General features: G+C 44.1%; 17 protein-coding genes. 6 read left to right on the forward strand and 11 right to left on the reverse strand.

Going from position 1 to position 17,493, the window contains the following annotated elements; all coding sequences use genetic code 11:
* Nucleotides 1–9: 9 nt before the first annotated feature.
* Together R7H07_RS11500 and cyoE are read left to right on the forward strand one after the other, a co-directional pair.
* Nucleotides 10–1,029 carry a COX15/CtaA family protein gene (locus tag R7H07_RS11500; protein WP_017635865.1) on the forward strand — a complete coding sequence of 340 codons (1,020 nt, stop codon included), beginning with the start codon at nucleotides 10–12 and terminating at the stop codon, nucleotides 1,027–1,029.
* Nucleotides 1,022–1,921, forward strand: coding sequence for a heme o synthase (cyoE, locus tag R7H07_RS11505; protein WP_005385222.1), 900 nt, complete (start codon nucleotides 1,022–1,024; stop codon nucleotides 1,919–1,921). Before R7H07_RS11500 ends, cyoE begins: the two co-directional genes overlap by 8 nt.
* An 82-nt stretch (nucleotides 1,922–2,003) precedes the next feature.
* On the opposite strand, the gene R7H07_RS11510 is transcribed toward cyoE, so the two are convergent.
* The gene (locus R7H07_RS11510; RefSeq protein WP_005375638.1) at nucleotides 2,004–2,477 is read right to left on the reverse strand and encodes an FKBP-type peptidyl-prolyl cis-trans isomerase; all 474 of its coding nucleotides are present in this window, start codon (nucleotides 2,475–2,477) and stop codon (nucleotides 2,004–2,006) included.
* Nucleotides 2,478–2,490: 13 nt separating this feature from the next.
* Nucleotides 2,491–3,123, reverse strand: coding sequence for a thiol:disulfide interchange protein DsbA/DsbL (locus tag R7H07_RS11515; protein WP_206958938.1), 633 nt, complete (start codon nucleotides 3,121–3,123; stop codon nucleotides 2,491–2,493).
* A gap of 282 nt (nucleotides 3,124–3,405) precedes the next feature.
* Here R7H07_RS11515 and R7H07_RS11520 point away from each other — a divergent pair, with 282 nt between their 5' ends.
* A complete protein-coding gene (locus tag R7H07_RS11520; RefSeq protein WP_025768460.1) occupies nucleotides 3,406–4,032 on the forward strand; it encodes an OmpA family protein in 627 nt (208 codons plus the stop codon).
* 191 nt (nucleotides 4,033–4,223) lie between these two features.
* On the opposite strand, the gene R7H07_RS11525 is transcribed toward R7H07_RS11520, so the two are convergent.
* The 4 genes from R7H07_RS11525 to R7H07_RS11540 form a co-directional block, all read right to left on the reverse strand.
* The gene (locus R7H07_RS11525) at nucleotides 4,224–4,583 is read right to left on the reverse strand and encodes a glutaredoxin family protein (RefSeq protein ID WP_042521486.1); all 360 of its coding nucleotides are present in this window, start codon (nucleotides 4,581–4,583) and stop codon (nucleotides 4,224–4,226) included.
* Between the two features lie 111 nt (nucleotides 4,584–4,694).
* Entirely contained in the window at nucleotides 4,695–5,237 is a 543-nt protein-coding gene (locus R7H07_RS11530) for a hypothetical protein (protein ID WP_206958936.1), read from the reverse strand.
* Nucleotides 5,224–5,769 carry a YaeQ family protein gene (locus R7H07_RS11535; RefSeq protein ID WP_005375627.1) on the reverse strand — a complete coding sequence of 182 codons (546 nt, stop codon included), beginning with the start codon at nucleotides 5,767–5,769 and terminating at the stop codon, nucleotides 5,224–5,226. Before R7H07_RS11535 ends, R7H07_RS11530 begins: the two co-directional genes overlap by 14 nt.
* Nucleotides 5,770–5,858: 89 nt before the next feature.
* Entirely contained in the window at nucleotides 5,859–6,068 is a 210-nt protein-coding gene (locus tag R7H07_RS11540; protein WP_005375625.1) for a cold-shock protein, read from the reverse strand.
* Between the two features lie 365 nt (nucleotides 6,069–6,433).
* Between R7H07_RS11540 and R7H07_RS11545 the strand changes: the two genes are divergently transcribed.
* From R7H07_RS11545 to R7H07_RS11555, 3 genes are all read left to right on the forward strand, one after another.
* The gene (locus R7H07_RS11545) at nucleotides 6,434–6,721 is read left to right on the forward strand and encodes an alternative ribosome-rescue factor A (RefSeq protein WP_017821594.1); all 288 of its coding nucleotides are present in this window, start codon (nucleotides 6,434–6,436) and stop codon (nucleotides 6,719–6,721) included.
* A gap of 256 nt (nucleotides 6,722–6,977) precedes the next feature.
* Entirely contained in the window at nucleotides 6,978–8,420 is a 1,443-nt protein-coding gene (locus R7H07_RS11550) for a diguanylate cyclase domain-containing protein (protein WP_132936358.1), read from the forward strand.
* Nucleotides 8,421–8,753: 333 nt separating this feature from the next.
* Entirely contained in the window at nucleotides 8,754–9,644 is an 891-nt protein-coding gene (locus tag R7H07_RS11555; RefSeq protein WP_206958933.1) for an RNA polymerase sigma factor RpoD/SigA, read from the forward strand.
* A 26-nt stretch (nucleotides 9,645–9,670) separates the two neighbouring features.
* On the opposite strand, the gene R7H07_RS11560 is transcribed toward R7H07_RS11555, so the two are convergent.
* The 5 genes from R7H07_RS11560 to R7H07_RS11580 all read right to left on the reverse strand — a co-directional run bounded on the left by R7H07_RS11560 (nucleotide 9,671) and on the right by R7H07_RS11580 (nucleotide 17,492).
* Nucleotides 9,671–10,045, reverse strand: coding sequence for a hypothetical protein (locus tag R7H07_RS11560; protein WP_005375619.1), 375 nt, complete (start codon nucleotides 10,043–10,045; stop codon nucleotides 9,671–9,673).
* Nucleotides 10,046–10,150: 105 nt separating this feature from the next.
* Nucleotides 10,151–12,289 (reverse strand): ATP-binding cassette domain-containing protein, encoded by a 2,139-nt coding sequence (locus tag R7H07_RS11565; RefSeq protein WP_206958931.1) that lies wholly within the window; start codon nucleotides 12,287–12,289, stop codon nucleotides 10,151–10,153.
* The gene (locus tag R7H07_RS11570) at nucleotides 12,286–13,872 is read right to left on the reverse strand and encodes an ATP-binding cassette domain-containing protein (RefSeq protein WP_053303763.1); all 1,587 of its coding nucleotides are present in this window, start codon (nucleotides 13,870–13,872) and stop codon (nucleotides 12,286–12,288) included. The genes R7H07_RS11565 and R7H07_RS11570 overlap by 4 nt, the downstream gene beginning before the upstream one ends.
* Complete coding sequence (locus R7H07_RS11575; protein ID WP_017821589.1) at nucleotides 13,862–15,286, reverse strand: TolC family protein; 1,425 nt, start codon at nucleotides 15,284–15,286, stop codon at nucleotides 13,862–13,864. Before R7H07_RS11575 ends, R7H07_RS11570 begins: the two co-directional genes overlap by 11 nt.
* Entirely contained in the window at nucleotides 15,261–17,492 is a 2,232-nt protein-coding gene (locus R7H07_RS11580) for a response regulator (protein WP_053307834.1), read from the reverse strand. The genes R7H07_RS11575 and R7H07_RS11580 overlap by 26 nt, the downstream gene beginning before the upstream one ends.
* Between the last annotated feature and the right edge of the window lies 1 nt (nucleotide 17,493).

Consider the following 17,493-nt stretch of genomic DNA (forward strand, 5'->3'; position numbering starts at 1 on the left):
GAAGTGCATATGAAATTAATTCAGTTGGTTAGATTCAGTTTGCTGCTAACTCTCGTGGTGATCATGTTAGGGGCATATACTCGCCTTTCAGATGCAGGGTTAGGTTGCCCGGACTGGCCTGGTTGTTATGGGCACTTTTCTGTACCGCATCAAGAAGAAGACGTCATACGTGCTAACCTGAACTTCCCCGAGCGGGCAGTAGAGCATGAGAAAGCATGGCTTGAGATGATTCATCGCTATTTTGCGGGAACGTTAGGTTTAGTCATTTTTGCGATGGCAGCGATATCAGTAAGGTCTGAGCGTGTAAATTCAACCATTCCGATGTTGCTAAGCGTATTGGTGATTGGGCAGGCACTTTTGGGAATGTGGACAGTTACTCTTAAATTAATGCCCGTCATCGTGATGCTTCACTTGCTCGGTGGTTTTGTTTTATTGGCGTTACAGGCGATTTTTTACTGCCAATTAAAAGCGCAAAACAATCTCTATTTCTCTCCATCTTCTAGCTCTCTGAGAGGCTTTTCATTGTTGGTTTTTCTGGTTGTTTTGGTGCAAGTGCTCCTTGGAGGATGGACTTCGTCAAATTATGCTGCGCTGATGTGTACCACACTGCCGATTTGTGAGGGAGACTGGATGAGCCATCTCTCATGGAAAGAAGCGTTTTCTTTCTGGCAAACTGGATTCGAGAATTATGAATTTGGTGTCTTGGAGTATCCGGCAAGAATGACTATACACGTCACTCATCGTATAGGCGCTATTGTTACCGCCACCGTGGTATTGGCTTATAGTATTGGGCTTATGAGGCAAGATTCTCATCATTCACAGAGAATTGGAGGGTGGTTGTTATTCACTCTGGTGTGCCAAATTATGCTGGGTGTAAGCAACGTAGTATTTCAACTTCCTATCTATGTCGCGGTGGCGCACAACCTTGGTGCCGCTGTTATGTTGAGTCTCGTTTGTGTTAGCCAGTTTTACTTGTGGCAGGGTAAAACGGCTTGGAATTACACCGCGAAAGGAGTTCGCTATGAGTAAAGAAATCGCGCTGTCGTTAAATGGGCGAAAGCGACTAAGTTCCGTTTATTTGAAGTTAACGAAACCTAAAGTGGTGGCGTTAATGTTGGTGACGGCAGTAGTAGGTATGAGCTTAGCCCCGGTTGATGATTTCCCCTGGTTGCAGGCGGTAGTTGGCCTAACGGGGATTGGTCTGATGGCAGGGTCTGCGGCAGCGTTTAATCATCTAATTGACCGCCGAATTGATGCGAGAATGGCACGTACACACAAACGACCATTGCCATCGGGTGAGACTAAACCATCATCGGTGATAGCCTTCGCTACAGTTTTAGGTGTCTTAGGGTTTGTACTTCTCTATGCGATGGTCAACCCGCTGACGGCATGGTTGACTTTGATGAGTTTGCTCGGCTATGCGATGGTATACACAATGTACCTCAAACGTGCTACGCCCCAAAATATCGTCATTGCAGGGATTGCCGGTGCGATGCCGCCTCTTCTCGGTTGGACTGCTGTAACAGGGCAATTACATGCGAATGCTTGGCTGCTCGTAATGATCATTTTTATCTGGACGCCACCACATTTTTGGGCTCTGGCTATTCATCGTGTCGAGGATTACCGCAAGGTAGATATTCCCATGCTGCCAGTGACACACGGCATTGAGTACACCAAAACTTCTATTCTGTTGTATACGGTGCTATTGACTTTGGTTTGTGTCCTACCGGTTTTAGTTGGTATGGTCGGCGTGGTGTATCTTTTTGCCTCGCTACTACTCAATGCTGGCTTTATGTACCATGCATGGAAGCTAAAATATGCACCAGAGCCAAATACCGCGATGGAGACGTTTAAATTCTCTATCTATCATCTTTTGGCGTTGTTCATTGCATTGCTTTCGGATCACTATATTGGTTTTTAACCTCTCTTAAAACAGAAAACGCCGCTTGGTTCGCGGCGTTTTTGGTTTTGATACTTTGGCTTTAAGACAGAGCTTTCTAGATTTATTGAATTTCTAGCAGTTCAACATCAAAGATCAAAACACTTGCTGGTGGAATTGGGCCAGAGCCACTCTTACCATAGCCAAGCGTGCTTGGTACGAAAAGGCGGATTTTCTCACCTTCTACCATGTATTGTAGACCTTCTTGCCAGCCTTTAATGACTTGGTTAAGGCCAAATGAAATCGGCTCACCACGATTAACAGAGCTATCGAATACCGTGCCATCAATCAAGGTGCCGTGGTAGTGTACTTTTACTTTACTTGTTGCCGTTGGGTGAACCTCACCTTCGCCTTTTTCAAGAACCATGTATTGAAGGCCACTTTCTGTTGTGATGACGCCTTCTTTTTTCGCATTTTCTAGTAAGAATGCTTGGCCTTTGGCAAAGTTTTCATCTGCTACTTTATGGTTTGTCCAAGTACGGTAAATGAAAAAGCCCGCCAAAATAAAAATAATAAGAGGAAACAAAAATTTAGACACGTAATCTCCTTGTCTATTTAGGTTGTTTTAGCAAAAAGTTGATGGTTTCTGCCATGGCTTCAACGCTGTCATGACCACCAGTAATCACTTGATATTTTCCGTTTACGATAAAGGCTGGAACGGAGTTAATTTGGCCTCGCGTGGTGATCGCTTCTGCCTTAGTGATGTACTCAAACAGCGCTTTTTGCTGTGCTTCATCTAAATGGTAAGGGCTGATAAGGTTGCGAGACTCAAAGGCTTTCTCAACAGCGATTTGGCGTTCCTCAGCCGTTGCATCGGCACCCATTTGCACAGCAGTAAAAAGATCCGCCATAAACGCTTTATCTGGTGTTGATTCAAGCTGCATTACGGCAGTATAGAAGATGATGGCGCTCACTTGTGCACTTTCATTGAACGTTACATGCATTTTTTCAACGCTTTGATCGGTCAATGATTCAATTTGAGGGACAAACTCTTCCATTGAGCGGCAGTGGCCACAAGTTAAAGAGAATGCTTCAGTCAGGGGAGCTAAATCATATTCTTCAAGGGATACTGGCAAAACTTTGTATTGTTTGCCTTGCTGAGGCTGACTCTTGCCGCTATCGCATGCCGACAAAGCCATTACGGCAACAACAACAGCAAAGCCTTTCGATATGGTTTTTAACATAGTAGTGCTCTAAATGAGAAATTTGCGTTAGTTTATCGGTTAACGATAGTGACTAAAACCATTAAATAACAATAAAGTGAGACCATTGGTAACAGACTTAGCCTGACGTATGGGCTGCAAGGGTAGGGTATTTTAGTGTTGCGTTTTATTTGAGAGATGATTTTGCATTGACTCCAGTGGCATGAACGCTGCATAGACAAACCAATCGGTGGACAAAAGCGCTAAAGATTCGGCGTGTTTTGTCGACACAATGAACAAGAGTTTTTCTACGTTGGTAATGGTATGAAGCATTGGTTTTTAATTGTTTGTGGCATTCTGGCCGGGTGCAGTAGCCTCGATCAAGATATGGTCCCAGGTGGGAACATTTTAGATACAGCTCCTAAATCAAACACAGAGCTGAGACACCCAGAATGGGGATACCCGAGCGCATCCAATGTGGCTTCTTCCCCTCGTTCATATCAAACGGCGAGGGCGTCAGTAAAAAAGTCGCAAAACGTGACCTCTCTGGAAATGTTCCTGAGCAGGCATAACATTCCTCACGAGACGCTCAGTGGTGGTCACCTGATGATACGTTTGAAAGAGCAAGTGCATTTTCAAACGGGTTCTGCACGGTTATCTGCTCAATCTCAAGACTGGATTCGAAACATTGGTCACTATCTGGCTGGAAGAACTGATGTTGATGTCGTGATTGATGGTCATGCGGATAGCACGGGAGCTGAAAGCTTCAATGACACGCTATCTGAAAAGCGAGCTCGTGAAGTAGAAAAACAACTATTGGCGACGAGTATTCCACGTCAACGAGTGTTTTCTAGAGGCTTCGGAGAGTATGTACCGAAGTGCAGCAATGCGACAGCGAGTGGTAAAGCTTGCAATCGGCGCGTAGAGCTAACATTGATCGTGGATGAATAACGCAGACGTTAGGCGGTAATCTTCGTTGTGTTGTTCTCGCATACCCGTTATTTGCTTAGTGGAGTTTAAGTTCGGAGTTGAGCAAGAAGACTGAATAAGGAAAGCTCGCACGGCAACATTTAGCTAGAAAAAATAGAAAAGAGGCACCGTTAGGTGCCTCTTTTACATCCGCCAATGTTCATAGGGGGAACTTAGGCAAATTCTTTTTCAACGTAAGCGACGATGTCAGATGACTCGTATAACCACTGTGTCTCGCCATCTTTTTCGATACGAAGACAAGGGACTTTAACTCGCCCACCACCTTGCTCTAGTTCAGCTCGATGAGTCGGGTTATTTTTTGCATCACGTAGCTCAATGTTCACCGATTGACGCTTCATTGCACGGCGGACCTTTACGCAAAAAGGGCAGGCTTCAAATTGGTAAAGTGCGTATTGTTTCGCTTTTTCATCAATACGTTGCTGTTCTTCTGCGGTGCGCTTAATACCACGAGGTGAGAACACCACGTTCAGCAATAAGATAACCTTGCCTAAAATCCAACGGATAAACTTCATAATGATCCCTTGATGTTCATTGGGTAATTGTCCTTTAAGAATGCAATCATGATGCTTGTTGCACTGAGCGTGAAGTCTATCAGTTGTTTGAAATGGATAAAACCATGTATTTTATATGGAAAATAGACGTTTAAACCAACCCCAAAAGCCACTTGCTGAAGCCGGACGGACCTCTTTACCTTGATAAAAACTTTGCATGAGTTCGGTTCTGAATGCATCAACGTCCATGCGTTTCATGACAAGCTCGTGCTGCAATGTATTTTGAGTCTGCTCGGCATGATCGTGCGCCAAGCTGAAATCCATATTTAAATAGCCTTGCGTGTATAACCAAAGGTGGGTGACTAAGATTAGGTCTTCAGCAGATTGGTTAGTAAACTTATCCGCGTGCTCATTACCCAAGGAGTCAGTCAGAACTTGCTGCATACGCTGGGTAGAGTGAGCATGTTGCTCGTAGTTAGCACTTGCTTCAATATGTGATTTGGTCAAAAGGCCAAGCAGGTGAAGAGTAGGTGCTGTTGTGGGTTTGTTCTCACAAACTTTTGTAAATAGTTGTGACTGTTCTTTTAACCAACGTCGCTTTGCTGCTTTATGTTCTTTAACAAAGGGGATTTCTTCAAATCCCATCTCTTGACTCAGTTCACTAAGAGACGTCATGGTTTTTTAGTTCCTTCACCGTTACTTCGATATGTTGATCATTGATATCAACAAAAATTGAGCTGCCAGTAATCATAACAGAAAGGCTAGTACCTCGGTCAAGGTGCTGACAAATCAAGTCGATAGCGTCATAGTCAAAGCTCTCTACGTTGACGGGAAGCATTGAGAACTTTCCTGACATTTTGTCCCACCAGACAGCCGCTTTGGTGTTATAAGTGTAAACTTTTACATGCTTTGCTAGGCGAGAAGCTTTCTTAATTCTGTCTGGTTCTGGTTCGCCAATTTCAATCCAGTGAGTAATGCTTTGATCATCGCCAACATGCCATAAATCAGGCTCTTCAATCGTAGAGAGTCCTTTTGTAAACTCCAGATTGCTTTGAGCATTTAAACAGTAAGCTAGAATGCGAGCCAACATTCGTTGCGGCTTTTCAGAAGGGTGGAGGGCGATAGTTAGATTTTTAGAATCGTAATAGTCATTATTCATATCGGAAATGGCGATACGAAATTTGTAAATGGTTGGTTTAAGAGCCATAGATTTATATCGTTTTGTTGGCAAAATAAGTTTTAGGCAAAAAAATAGCCAGCTTTAAAAGCTGGCTATCGTATCAAATTCTTTAAGAATTAAAGTACTTTGATTTGCTCTGCTTGAGGGCCTTTTTGACCTTGAGAGATAACAAATTCTACTTTCTGGCCTTCAACTAGAGTACGGAAGCCGTCACCAGTGATTGCAGAGAAGTGAGCAAATACGTCAGGACCGTTTTCTTGTTGAATGAAACCGAAGCCTTTAGTTTCGTTGAACCACTTAACTGTGCCAGTAGCTGTGTTAGACATGTCTATTTCCTAAATATCTAAATAATGTAATCTTTCGCCTCAACGGCGCTTATAGCGTGGAAAAATAAATTGCTATTGCGTACCACAGGACGACGGGTTACAAGTAATCCAACGAAATGTGAAAACAAAGAACTTTCTTTCTAGCCGTGTTTGAGTCTAGGTTAATTCCACGAAGAGTCAACATATATTAGTGCTTTATGGACAAATATTTGTATTTAGTCACTATTTAACCAGCATGTTTTTGATTAAATTTCAAATAAATGACGGTGATGTGAAGTTTTTTAGCATAAAATTCAACTAAATCTATAAATTTGACTTATTTATATAATTATTGTCCAATCTGGTTCGACCATTAAGGAGGATTTATGGCAAAGCGTAAAATCAGTCCTCAACCGAGTGGCTCACAACATGAGACCGACTTCGGCAGAGGTGAAATCAAAGACAACGCGCTAAAAGCGGTTGTTACCAGTCAGCTGTTCCAAACACGAGTCGTTAAAGCGAAAAAAGGTAAAGGTAGCTTCAGCCGTAAAATGAAGCATAGAGGCAAAGAGCCCTATTCAAAGTTCTCCCCAAGGTGGATTTTGAATAGGGCTTTTTTATTGGTACTAGGTGTTTGCAAAACTGATGATATTCAATTTTTTAGTACCAGATAAGTTTTCCTAATTTATCATGTACTGCTTCAACTGCTTCAACTGCTTCAACTGCTTCAACTGCTTCAACTGCTTCAACTGCTTCAGCGAACCAAGTGCTTCAGCGAACCAAGCGTTGAAAGTACCAATTAAGTACTAAAACTTACTAAGTTAGATTCATATCAATAAGCGTCACTTCCTGTCTTATGCAACTCTACTATATCTTTAGTCTAATCAAACAGCCGAGATTATGGTTTAAAAAGACTGGTGAGAAGTAGGTATGTCATCGACGAGTTATGGTACTTATGGTTGCAAATGTAAAAAAGCGTGTGCTTCTTTATTACTACTGTGGCTGTCCATTTGTCCGATGGCGCATGCACACAAGTCAGAGTCTCATTCTTTAATTGTTGCTAACTCCAAAGCGTGGAAGCCGTTCTCTTACCTTAGCCCAGATGGTGAACCTAAAGGTATTTTAATCGACTTTTGGAAAGAGTACGCGGCGAACAACCAAATCGACGTTCAGTTTCTCCTTTTGGATTGGGATGCTTCTTTACAAGCCGTAAAAGAGGGTAAGGCTGACTTTCACGGAGGACTTGTCTACTCGCCCGAAAGAGCGAAGTATATGGACTTTGGCGCAGTCATAATGCCTATCCAAACCAAATTGTACGTAAATAAAGATGTACTTTCGGTTGATATCAGGAGTGTTTTAACTGGCGAAATGACGCTGCCAATTGGCGTTGTTAAAGGAAGTTACGAGTCTGAGTTTGTTCAGACGAATTACCCGAATGCACCTATCGCAGAATACATTAACAATGATTCGATGATACAAGCCGCCGTCGATAAAAAGGTGCTGTACTTTGTTGCAGACCTGCAAGTTGCTAACTTTTATATGGCAACCACGCCGGGAGCGGGTATGTTTGTCCCGACAATTAGCTTATATAGTAAAGATCTTCGGATTGCAGCAGGAATGCACAGTGCAACTTCCATTTTAGAGGTATCAAGAGCGTTTGAAAAAGTCATCGATACGGATCGTGAGCGGATCCTCACCCGTTGGAGTGTGGTGAAAACGGTTTATCCACTTTATCTTTTCCCTATTGCTATTTTCATTATGGCGATTGCAACGCTTTATCATATTTTTGCCCTCAAACGTATGGTTGCTCTTCGGACAAGGCAATTAACGATTGCCAATCAGCAATTGCTGGAGATGACGTTGACGGATTCTCTCACAAAGCTATACAACCGTAGACACCTTATTGAGCAATTGGCGCTACTGAATCATTTGAAGCGAAACTTAACGGTGATGGTGTTTGATATTGATGATTTTAAATCAATCAATGATCGATATGGCCACCTTGCTGGAGACCGAGCAATAGTTGCCATCGCAGAAGCCGCTAAGTCGATGACTGATGACCGAATGACATTGGCGAGAATTGGAGGAGAAGAGTTCGCACTCGTTACGTCGTCTCTGTCAGAGCGAGAAGCACTCAATTTTGCCAATATGCTCTGTAAAGCAGTTTACGATCAGCCTGTTATACTGGGTGGACAAGCAATTCATTTGAGTATCAGTTTGGGCTGTGCTTACTATCCTGAGTTTACCCACATCGTGAGCTTGCAAGATGCTGACGAGTTGATGTATCAAGGTAAGTCTGAAGGAAAGAATCGTGCAGTTTTCCAAGTTATAACAGACTGTCAGCTTCAACCTGCGCTTCGTCAAGTGAATTAGATCTCGCTAATTCAACTGATACTTCAAACCATCCTCAAGCCTCAAAGTTTTAGTTAGAGTAACGTGGTAAGCGTTGACGATCACGTTGCGTTGTTTTCTTTGAGGCCAATTTGCGTACAAATACTATCACTTTCATATATATAAACCCCCGCCTGCTCACGTTTTTATCATAGAAGCAGTAATTGTTTTAAAGTGATAAGTGATTTCTTGGTAAAGATCAGAACCCCTGTCTACACTCAGTGTAAAGTAATGCATATAAAGCATGATGCATACAGTGTTGTACAAAAACAATTAAAGAAGATAATAAATAAGTTGGCTTGAGAAGGACGGGGAATGAACAACGAATGCTTTGCTAGGTTCCGAGCTGTCACGGATGAACTGTCAATGAAAGAATCGTTGTCAGTTGGGAAAGACCCTTATGCTCACTATCTCAAAGATATTGTGGGGATTGATTTGTTGTCTCGTGAAGAGGAGTTGCATTACGCCAAACTTAATCGAGCTGGTGATGAAGAAGCGCGCGAAATGTTGATTGAGTCTAATCTTCGACTTGTTGTGAAAATCGCAAAAGGCTACCTCAAACGGCCAGGCAATAACTTTACTCTGCTCGATTTAATAGAAGAAGGTAATATTGGTTTGATAAAAGCGGTCGATAAGTTCGATCCTGAGCCAGGCTACCGTTTTTCTACTTATGCGGTATGGTGGATTCGCGAGAATATAGAAGCGGCATTAATGAACAATGGCCGCACGGTACGTTTACCTGCTCATGTGTGCAAAGAGATAAATAGCCTGGCTTTAAAAAAGCTCGATGCGTCAAAAAGTGAGAGCAAGGAGTTGTCTATTTCTGAACTCTCACGCTGCTCAGGGGTGAAAGCAGAGCGTATAGATGAACTTGTTGCGCTTAGTGGCTTTATTGATGTATCGACCACTGCGGACCTACATCGTGTTCCATTTGTTCTTGAACTGTGTGAAAGTGAGTATACGCCAGATCCACAACAAGACTGTGAAAACCAGTGCTTTGCTCAAGCTATTGAAAATATTATTAAAACTTTGCCAACTAAGTTGCAGAAAGTCTTGGTCCATCGATTCGGATTATTTGACCAGAGAGTGAAAACCTTGTCGGAAATAGGCCTGTTATTAAACGTATCTAACGAGCGTGTTCGTCAGATGCAGATTGAGGCGGTTGAACGCGTGCAGAAACGTCTCCGATTCGATGGTTGGGTTTAAGATTTTTAGCCCCTTATCCTAGCCGATTAATTTACTGGCTTGCTACTCTGTTCTTCCGTAAGTAACAGCAGCTCAAGCTGTGCTTTAGCTGCTGCCTCCAATCTCCATACACTCAATAATCGGTTAAGTGCTGCGCGATAAGTACGACTTTTGAGTAAAAAAGCGAGCGTACTTGTGTAGTTGTTTACGACTTGCGCTTGTGTCTCGACTAATGCGGTTTTGTTTTCGATGTCGATGTGTTGAAGGTTAAAGTCAGGAAGAAACGCACACTCATACCATACCTCTACAATTTCACGAATTTCGAGTTCTTCTTCAGGCACGTCGAAGTCTTGTAACTGGTAGTTTTCTGGTATCGTTGATAAATAAACCACATCCAATTTGTCTGCAACAAATGTATACATCGGATTCCTTAGTGTACGCGCTTACAGAGTAAATAGTCTCATCGTTTACATTTTTGTCAATGACCGTGCTCAATTATGAATGATGAACCACACCACATTCCGAACTTAACTTAGACTTTTTAAGTACTTATCGGTTAACCCGAAATACTTCAAGTTGCCATCTGGCTCCAAGACTAAGCTCATATTGGAAGTAGAGATCATGCCCGGATCATTCGTTGAGAAAATAACGGTCTTATTGAGTAGTTTGTCGCTGAATAACCGCTTGAAGTAGTGCGAGTTTTCTTGCTCTGCACCATTAAATGGCTCGTCAATGATAATCAAAGATTGTTCGCAGTTGCCTAGCCCTAATGCGAGCCGCAGCCTTTGTTGAATACCATTTGGTAAACTTTTGCAGATATCAACGCTCAATTGAGTGTCCAGGCCTTGTGGCAACCATGTATCGAGCTCAAAGAAACTCACCATTTCACGCATTTTTTCTGTTGGGATTAACCCATTATGCAAGATGAAGTTAGTCTCCAGGGAGCCTTCAAAAATATGCAGGTTAAACGGGATGTAGTTAATCGAGGTTCGATAGCGGTAACTGTTGAATTGTTTGATGTTATAACCGTCCACCGAAACTGAGCCTTGATAGCGTTCCTCTAGCCCAGCGATAATAGAAATGAGCGTCGTTTTACCGCAACCTGTTGGTCCACAAATCACAACTTTTGCGCCCGGTGGAATTTTAAAACCAAGATTAGTTAAACCTGTTGCCGCACCACTATAACGATGGCTCACACCAGAGCCGACGATACTACCTTGAAATAGGCGAATAGGGGGGCTTTTCTCTAACGTTAGCTTATCGTCATTCATCGCCATAAGGTTGTTGATTTGCGCAGAAGACGCCTTAATGGATTGGAACTTAGAAATAGAGTTGTAGATGCCCATAATAGGCCCCAACGCCTTCCAGACTAAAATTACGGTAGCGAGCATTGCACCTGCATCGGAGGTGCCGTCCATCACGCCGATAACGGCCGCGACGATACTTGCGGTACCAATAACCTGAATCAAACTCCCGCCTGCTGCCTGAACTCTGCTATTAGTCACTGAAACATGTTCTGCATCGTTGGTGCTTTGTAAATGCGATGCGCTAAAGCGGGACTGGATAACACGCAACAATGGCAAGCCTTGGATGGTTTTTATACCGCGAAGAATCTCATTCCATTGGTAAGAAACCATGGCGTTAGCGCGTGAGCTCTTAGACGTGGCTTGTGAATAGATGTAACGAGAATAAACACAGAACACCAACATCAGAATCAAACCCGCCATGACGACCAATGCTGCGGTTCCTGACATGATGGCAATCGCGACAATGAACACGATAACAAACGGCATGTCGAAGTAGCTCAAAGTTGACTCTGCCGTTACCAATCGGCGGAATGTGTCGATGTCTTTCAAACGCGCCAACTGAGAAGACACGCCAGCGGTGGATGTCATCGCATAAGGGAGCCATAAAAGCTTGGATATAACCGCTTGAGAAATGTGTACCGCCAAATCCTTACCTGACGTGGCAATGATGTTGACTCGCATTTTCTTGAAAAAGTATTCCGAAAACCCAACAATCACGGCAAACAACGTGAGCCAATAGAGCGTGGCTTGCGAGCTAGACGTCAAGGCGAAGTTGTACACACTCATAATAAAAAAGGGCTGGAGTGCGCCGAGAATACTGACCACGAAGCTGAGGATAATCAGGCTCTTGAGTTCATTGTTGTAGCGATAAAACGCGTATTTAATCCAGTTACTGCGGTCTTGAGATTCAGGTGGCGGCTCTCGGAACAAGCGCGAGTATTCGCTGATCGAGACCAACAAACATGGCTTCTTGCAGAGCGGGTATTCAATGGTGTTGTTATTGGTGTAATCAAACAGGATCAGTTTGCCGTCTTTGGTGCCCAAGAAAATCGCAGTGAGGTTTTCGATCTCGATAAAACAAGGATGAGGGTGCCCCTCGATGTGTTCCAACGTTTTTAATTTGGTGACGTCACAACGGTAACCAAGGCGTTCAATCGTGGCAACAAAACTGTCGCTGTCTTTTGGTTTAGGGATAAAAGCGTCACTGAGGATAGAAGGTGTGCCTTCCCATTCAAGCGCAATGAGGGTGTAAGCTAAACCACGAATCAAAGGTGACTGATTGTATCGCTCGTCATAACTGCGAGCCTCAAAGTCCAACAAGCGCTGAGGGACATTATTAAAATCAACCAAAATACTCATTGGTCACCTCCGGTAAGTTTGACGCGTTTGAGGCGATGATTGAGCTTGTCCATCTTATTGCTGACGATGATGAGTATTTTGTCGTTGGCGCGATAGGCAGTACTGGTCAAAACCAATCGAGCAAAGTCGTCATCATAAACACAGTCGATGTCGTCGAAGATCAACACACGTTTGTTCGCGAGTAAGGCACGCACCAACAACAGGGCATAAGCGACTTGGCGAGAGAATGGGTTGCGTAAATGTCCTTTAAGCTCGGTGTAAAAACCAGCGGGAAGGGCATCGATTTGTGCTTTGATGTTCATGGTTTCGCAAAGCGCAAATGCCGTGTTATTTAAGCTTGGGCGGAAACAAGTCAAGTTGTCGATGATGGTGCCTTCGACGAACGAACTGGTTTTGTCGACCATGAGCACGCTATTACGCCAGACGTTGTAGTTGACGTCATCGAGTGGTGTCTCGTTGATCTTAATGTCCAGTTTGTTGTCGGTGTTTTGCCGCGTAATGCAATTGGCAAGATGGGTTTTGCCTGCGCCGCTTTTCCCCGTCAGCAAGTAAGCCTGACCACGTTCAAACTCGATGCGTTGCTTTTCCGAATACTTCACCGAGATGCGCTCGACTTCTGTCGTATCATTTTGTTGTTCTACAGATGCCGCAAGCTCAAGCAGCTCGGCGATACGTTGAATATGAAGCTTGTTCAACTCCCATCGACTCACCGTGCGCATTACTTGCTGGTATGGCGCGAAGTAGCGGTTGGTAAGCATGATGATGGCAGCCATGATGCCTTGGCTAGATTGCATGTTGATAACTGCCGTTGCCAAAACTACCACCACACAAGCAATGGAGAGCTGTTGTATGAGCGACAAGATAAGGCTGAAGTTCGATTCAATTTGCTCGTATTTGATGTTCTCGACTTCACGCTCTTCCACCATTTGTGTCATGAGGCTCTCAACGCGATATTCCATATTGCGCGCTTTGATATCGAGTGGGCTAGAGATGATCTCGATGATTTTAGAAGTAGTTAAGCCTTCGATGTCGGATTTGTTTTCTAAGCTGTTGATTTTCTGCTTAGATAGGCTCAGTGCGAACACCGCCAAAATGATGGAGGCGAGCAAGATGGTCACTCCCGCCCAAATGTTGATCACACCGATAATCAGAATGGTCAGTATGCTGACGGCAAGGTTGATCAATGCCCGTACAGATTCTCCGCCAAAGAAGGATTTAATCTCTGGAATGGTCGCAATACGCTCTAGGTATTCACCGGGTTCTAGACGACGAAACTTCGATATCTCAGCCAAACAGATTGATTGAAACACCTTGTTGGTTAAGTTGGTTTCGAATTGCTTCATGATCACCGACGAAATCTTCTCTTCCTGATTCTTTAAGTGATAGTCGAGGAAGATGGTGATCAAGATAATGGCAAACAGAAGAAACAGCGTGTCTTTGGCTTGGTTAGGTAAAACACGGTCAAAGATAATAAGAATCGAAAAGGGCAGCACTAAACCAAACAGTGTTGAGATGACCGTTGAGAAAGTCAGATAACACTTGTCAGCAAAGTTAATCTTTTGGGAAAAGTGCTCAGTTTGCATTGCGACCTCCTTTCTTAATCGATGGTTTAGAGAGAAGGTGTTTTGGAACTAAGTCTTGATTGCTTCTGCCTTCGATATCGCTCATCAACTGCATGATGCTTTCGATAGATTGAACCGATAGCATGCCTTTGATTTGCTCAAGATTGATCGATTCAATGATGTAGTCATAACGCGCGCTCTCGTAATCACGTAGCGCGCTAAACAGTTTACTTTCCGCGGCCAGTAAGTCGGTAATGGTTCGCGTGCCAAGTTGGTAGGCGCGTTGAATGCCTTTGTAGGAAGCGTAGTTGGCACGGATGATGTTCTCGTAACTGCTAATAGCGCGGGAGAAGTCATTAATGTTGAGTACCGAGGTGTTAACGCTATTGCGAGTTGTGAACAACGAATCTTGGTACAGCAGCTCCGTTCGCTCGATGGCAGTCGACGATTTTTGATAACCGTAGTAATCCGAACCGCCGGAGAAAATCGGCACATTCAAGTTCAAACCGACGCTGGTGGAGTTACTGTCCCCTGTTGCGGTGGGGTCGGTTCGGTCATAGTTGTTCGCATCGTCGTAACGGTAACTGGCAGAGAGCGATACCGTCGGCACAAAGTTTGAACCGCTTTCTTTCAACCCTCTTCGGCTGCGTTCTACGGTTTTCTTCGCAACCAATAAATCGTTATTGAGCTTCAAAGCTTGTTCAAGAATCGCGCGTTGTTCGGATTCGCTGATTTCCGCCAAGGGCACGCTTTCGTAGATGTCCTGCGATGGGGTGACTGGATATTGAACTTGAATCTCTAAACCGTTCAAAATCACACGTCGATCTTTCTCTAAGGTTCTTAAGCGGTTGGCAATGCCTTCTTTCTGAGCAATTACCTCATACAACTCGCTCGCCGCAGTGTTGCCAAGCTCCACGTTGCGACGCATTTGGCGCTCACGTGTTTCAGACGATTTAAGCTCGACTTTGGTGGCTTTGATTTGCGCGTTGTTTTTCAGGTACTCGAAATATTGCGTCGCGATTTCAGAAATGGTGCTCTGGATTTTGTTCTCGTGTTTGATTTCTTCAATGTTGAAATCAAGTTTCGCGGTGCCGTATTTGAAGATGTCGCCAAGGTTAAACACTGATTGAGATAAAGACACGCTGTAGCTGTTTGAGTTGTAGCTAGAACGCGTATCCGGTGTTCCCGTTAATATGGTCTCGTTTTCATTCCATGTGGTATCAGCAGCACCGTTTAAAGAGGGTAGGAACTTAGAGCGGCTAATGTCGATGTTGTATTCGTTTTCTTCCACGCCTTTGTCACTAGCGCGCAGAGATAAGTTGTTTTCCAAGCCGAGTTTGACCGCCTCAAGCAAGGTGGTCGCCATTGCCGAAGGAGCATTGCTCAATGTAAGCGCTGCCAATACGCAGCTAGTTAAGTTTCTGTACCGCCACATACTTGTTGATCACCTTGATGATTTCGTCGTTTTTATAAGGTTTGCTGATCACGTAATCCATTCCAGCTTCGATACAAGCTTGGTGTTCATTACTGCTGGTCAATGCTGTCGCACCTATGATGGTGCAGGGGTTTTGTCCGTTCTCTTGTTCGTATTGTCGAATGCGTTTGGTTGCTTCAATACCGCCCATGCCTGGCATGATGCAGTCCATAAAAATGATATCCGAGCGCTGATTCATGAAGTGCTGAACGGCGTCTGCGCCATCGCCAACGGTATCGGCTTCGTATTCTTGCTTGCTCAAAATACGTTTGAGTAGAATCTGTTGAACACGGTCATCCTCAACAATCAGGAATGAGCTGTTCTCCATCTGATCTTCTGAGGCTTCCGCTTCCATGATTGCTAAAAGATTGGGGATGAACTCATACGGAATCGCAGGAGAGTTCAGAATCTTGTCGACAAAGGTATGGCTCTCTTGTGCTTGCTGAGTGCTAGTGACTGAAAGCAGCAATTTAGTATTCGGGTGATTGCGCAGTTGCGATTTCACCGTTTTGCTCAGTGAGGGCAGCTTGTTTGGCTCGAACGTGTCGGTCAGCATGATGGCGTCGTATTCGCCAAAGGTTTTTGCAGTAGAGAAGAGCTCGTTCGGTGTGCGAATTGGCGTAATCTCTAAGCCCAAGTTGACGAGCATTTTGTTCATCACATCAATGCGCAGCTGAGAGTTGGCACACAGTAATAGGCGCTTATTGTCGAAGCGAGTTTTCTCGGTGTGGAAGCTCTTGGCTTTCAAATCGAGCTGAATTTGAAAACGTTCCTGATTGCCCGATTGATACCAATGGCTCTCGTAATAGCCGTAATCTTTCAGTACGCTTTTCGCCAAATCGTCTTTGGTTGCAGTGTGCTGTTTATGGTCGCTCCAGTGTAGAGTATTGAGCTTGGCAAACGGCACATCCAGTGTGGTTAAGAAGTTTAGATTGATGGTCAGGCGAGTGTTTTCAATGTCTGACGCCGCGCCCGATTCAATGGTGACAAACAGTTTCTTATCGGCTTTGAGTTGGATGGCATTCGATAGCTGTAGGAACAACACCCAGAATAAGCTGGTGGACTGTCCTTCAACACGATTTGGTAGGTTATCCGAGATAAAGCAGTCTAGTTCACCTTCATTCCGCTGTACTTTTGAACTGATGTGAATCATCAATTCAGACAGCACATTAAGCAGTGAAAACTCTTTCGATTTGCTCTCGGTCCCTTGTGAAATGAGTCGGTTGTAGTTCTCTGCCAATTCAGACAGGGTATTGGCAGCCGAGGTTATATCTTGCGCCATCAACACGCCGCTCTCATCGGTCTCTTGTACAAGATATTGCACACCGCCGTTAATGGTGTTGGTGATGCCTCGAATCTCGTAACCAATAAGAGCATAGAGCTGTTTGTAGAGATCGTTATTGCGTTTTTGCTCTTCGAGTTTGCTGAAAATCAGTTTTAAGTGAGAGTAGATCTGACGCTGCTTCGGATTGATGCTCACTTCATTCAGCAACTCTTCTAACCTTTGTAAATCCAGTTGTTTGAGCTCTTGATAAAGCCCATCGAATTCTTGGTCAATGTCTCGCTCATTCGAACTGGATTTTTTCAGTTTTAGGATTGCCACTAAATTCGATAGAACGGCGATACCAACCAACACAACAACGACCATAAACAACCAAATGAAGAACTCGTTTTTCTCCATCATTAGGTCGCTCGCGTGGTTGTTAAACATGGTGCGATAGTTGTCGTCCATTTGTAGGTAGTTATTGGTGAGCGAGAGATACAGTGCCAACACATCGTCACGCGTTTTTGAGCTGTCCGAGAAGCGATTAATCGCCAGTTCAAGCTGCGTATATTCGGTCGCGCCTACCAAGCTAAACTCGGTTTTGTTGAGTGACGCGAGAGACTTAAACTGGTCAATTTCGTCTTTCAGAACCTCAAAATCAAGCTCTGTTGTACTGCAATAACGTGCGCTTAAACAGCGTTGAAGCGTTTGAATATCAAACTCGATAGTTTGGTTGAGCTGTTGAGCTTGAACCAAAAGAGGCGCGTTTTGCACTTTCTCGACTGAATCCACTTTTTCCCAAGAGATATACAAATAAAAGGCGAGGGCAGCCAGCATCAAGCTGAAAGCAATGCTTAGGCGCATAACAGGAACGGAAATATTGTAAGAAGGTTTGCTACTCATC

This window comes from Vibrio sp. Vb1127 (assembly GCF_033338735.1).
Lineage (GTDB): Bacteria > Pseudomonadota > Gammaproteobacteria > Enterobacterales > Vibrionaceae > Vibrio > Vibrio alginolyticus.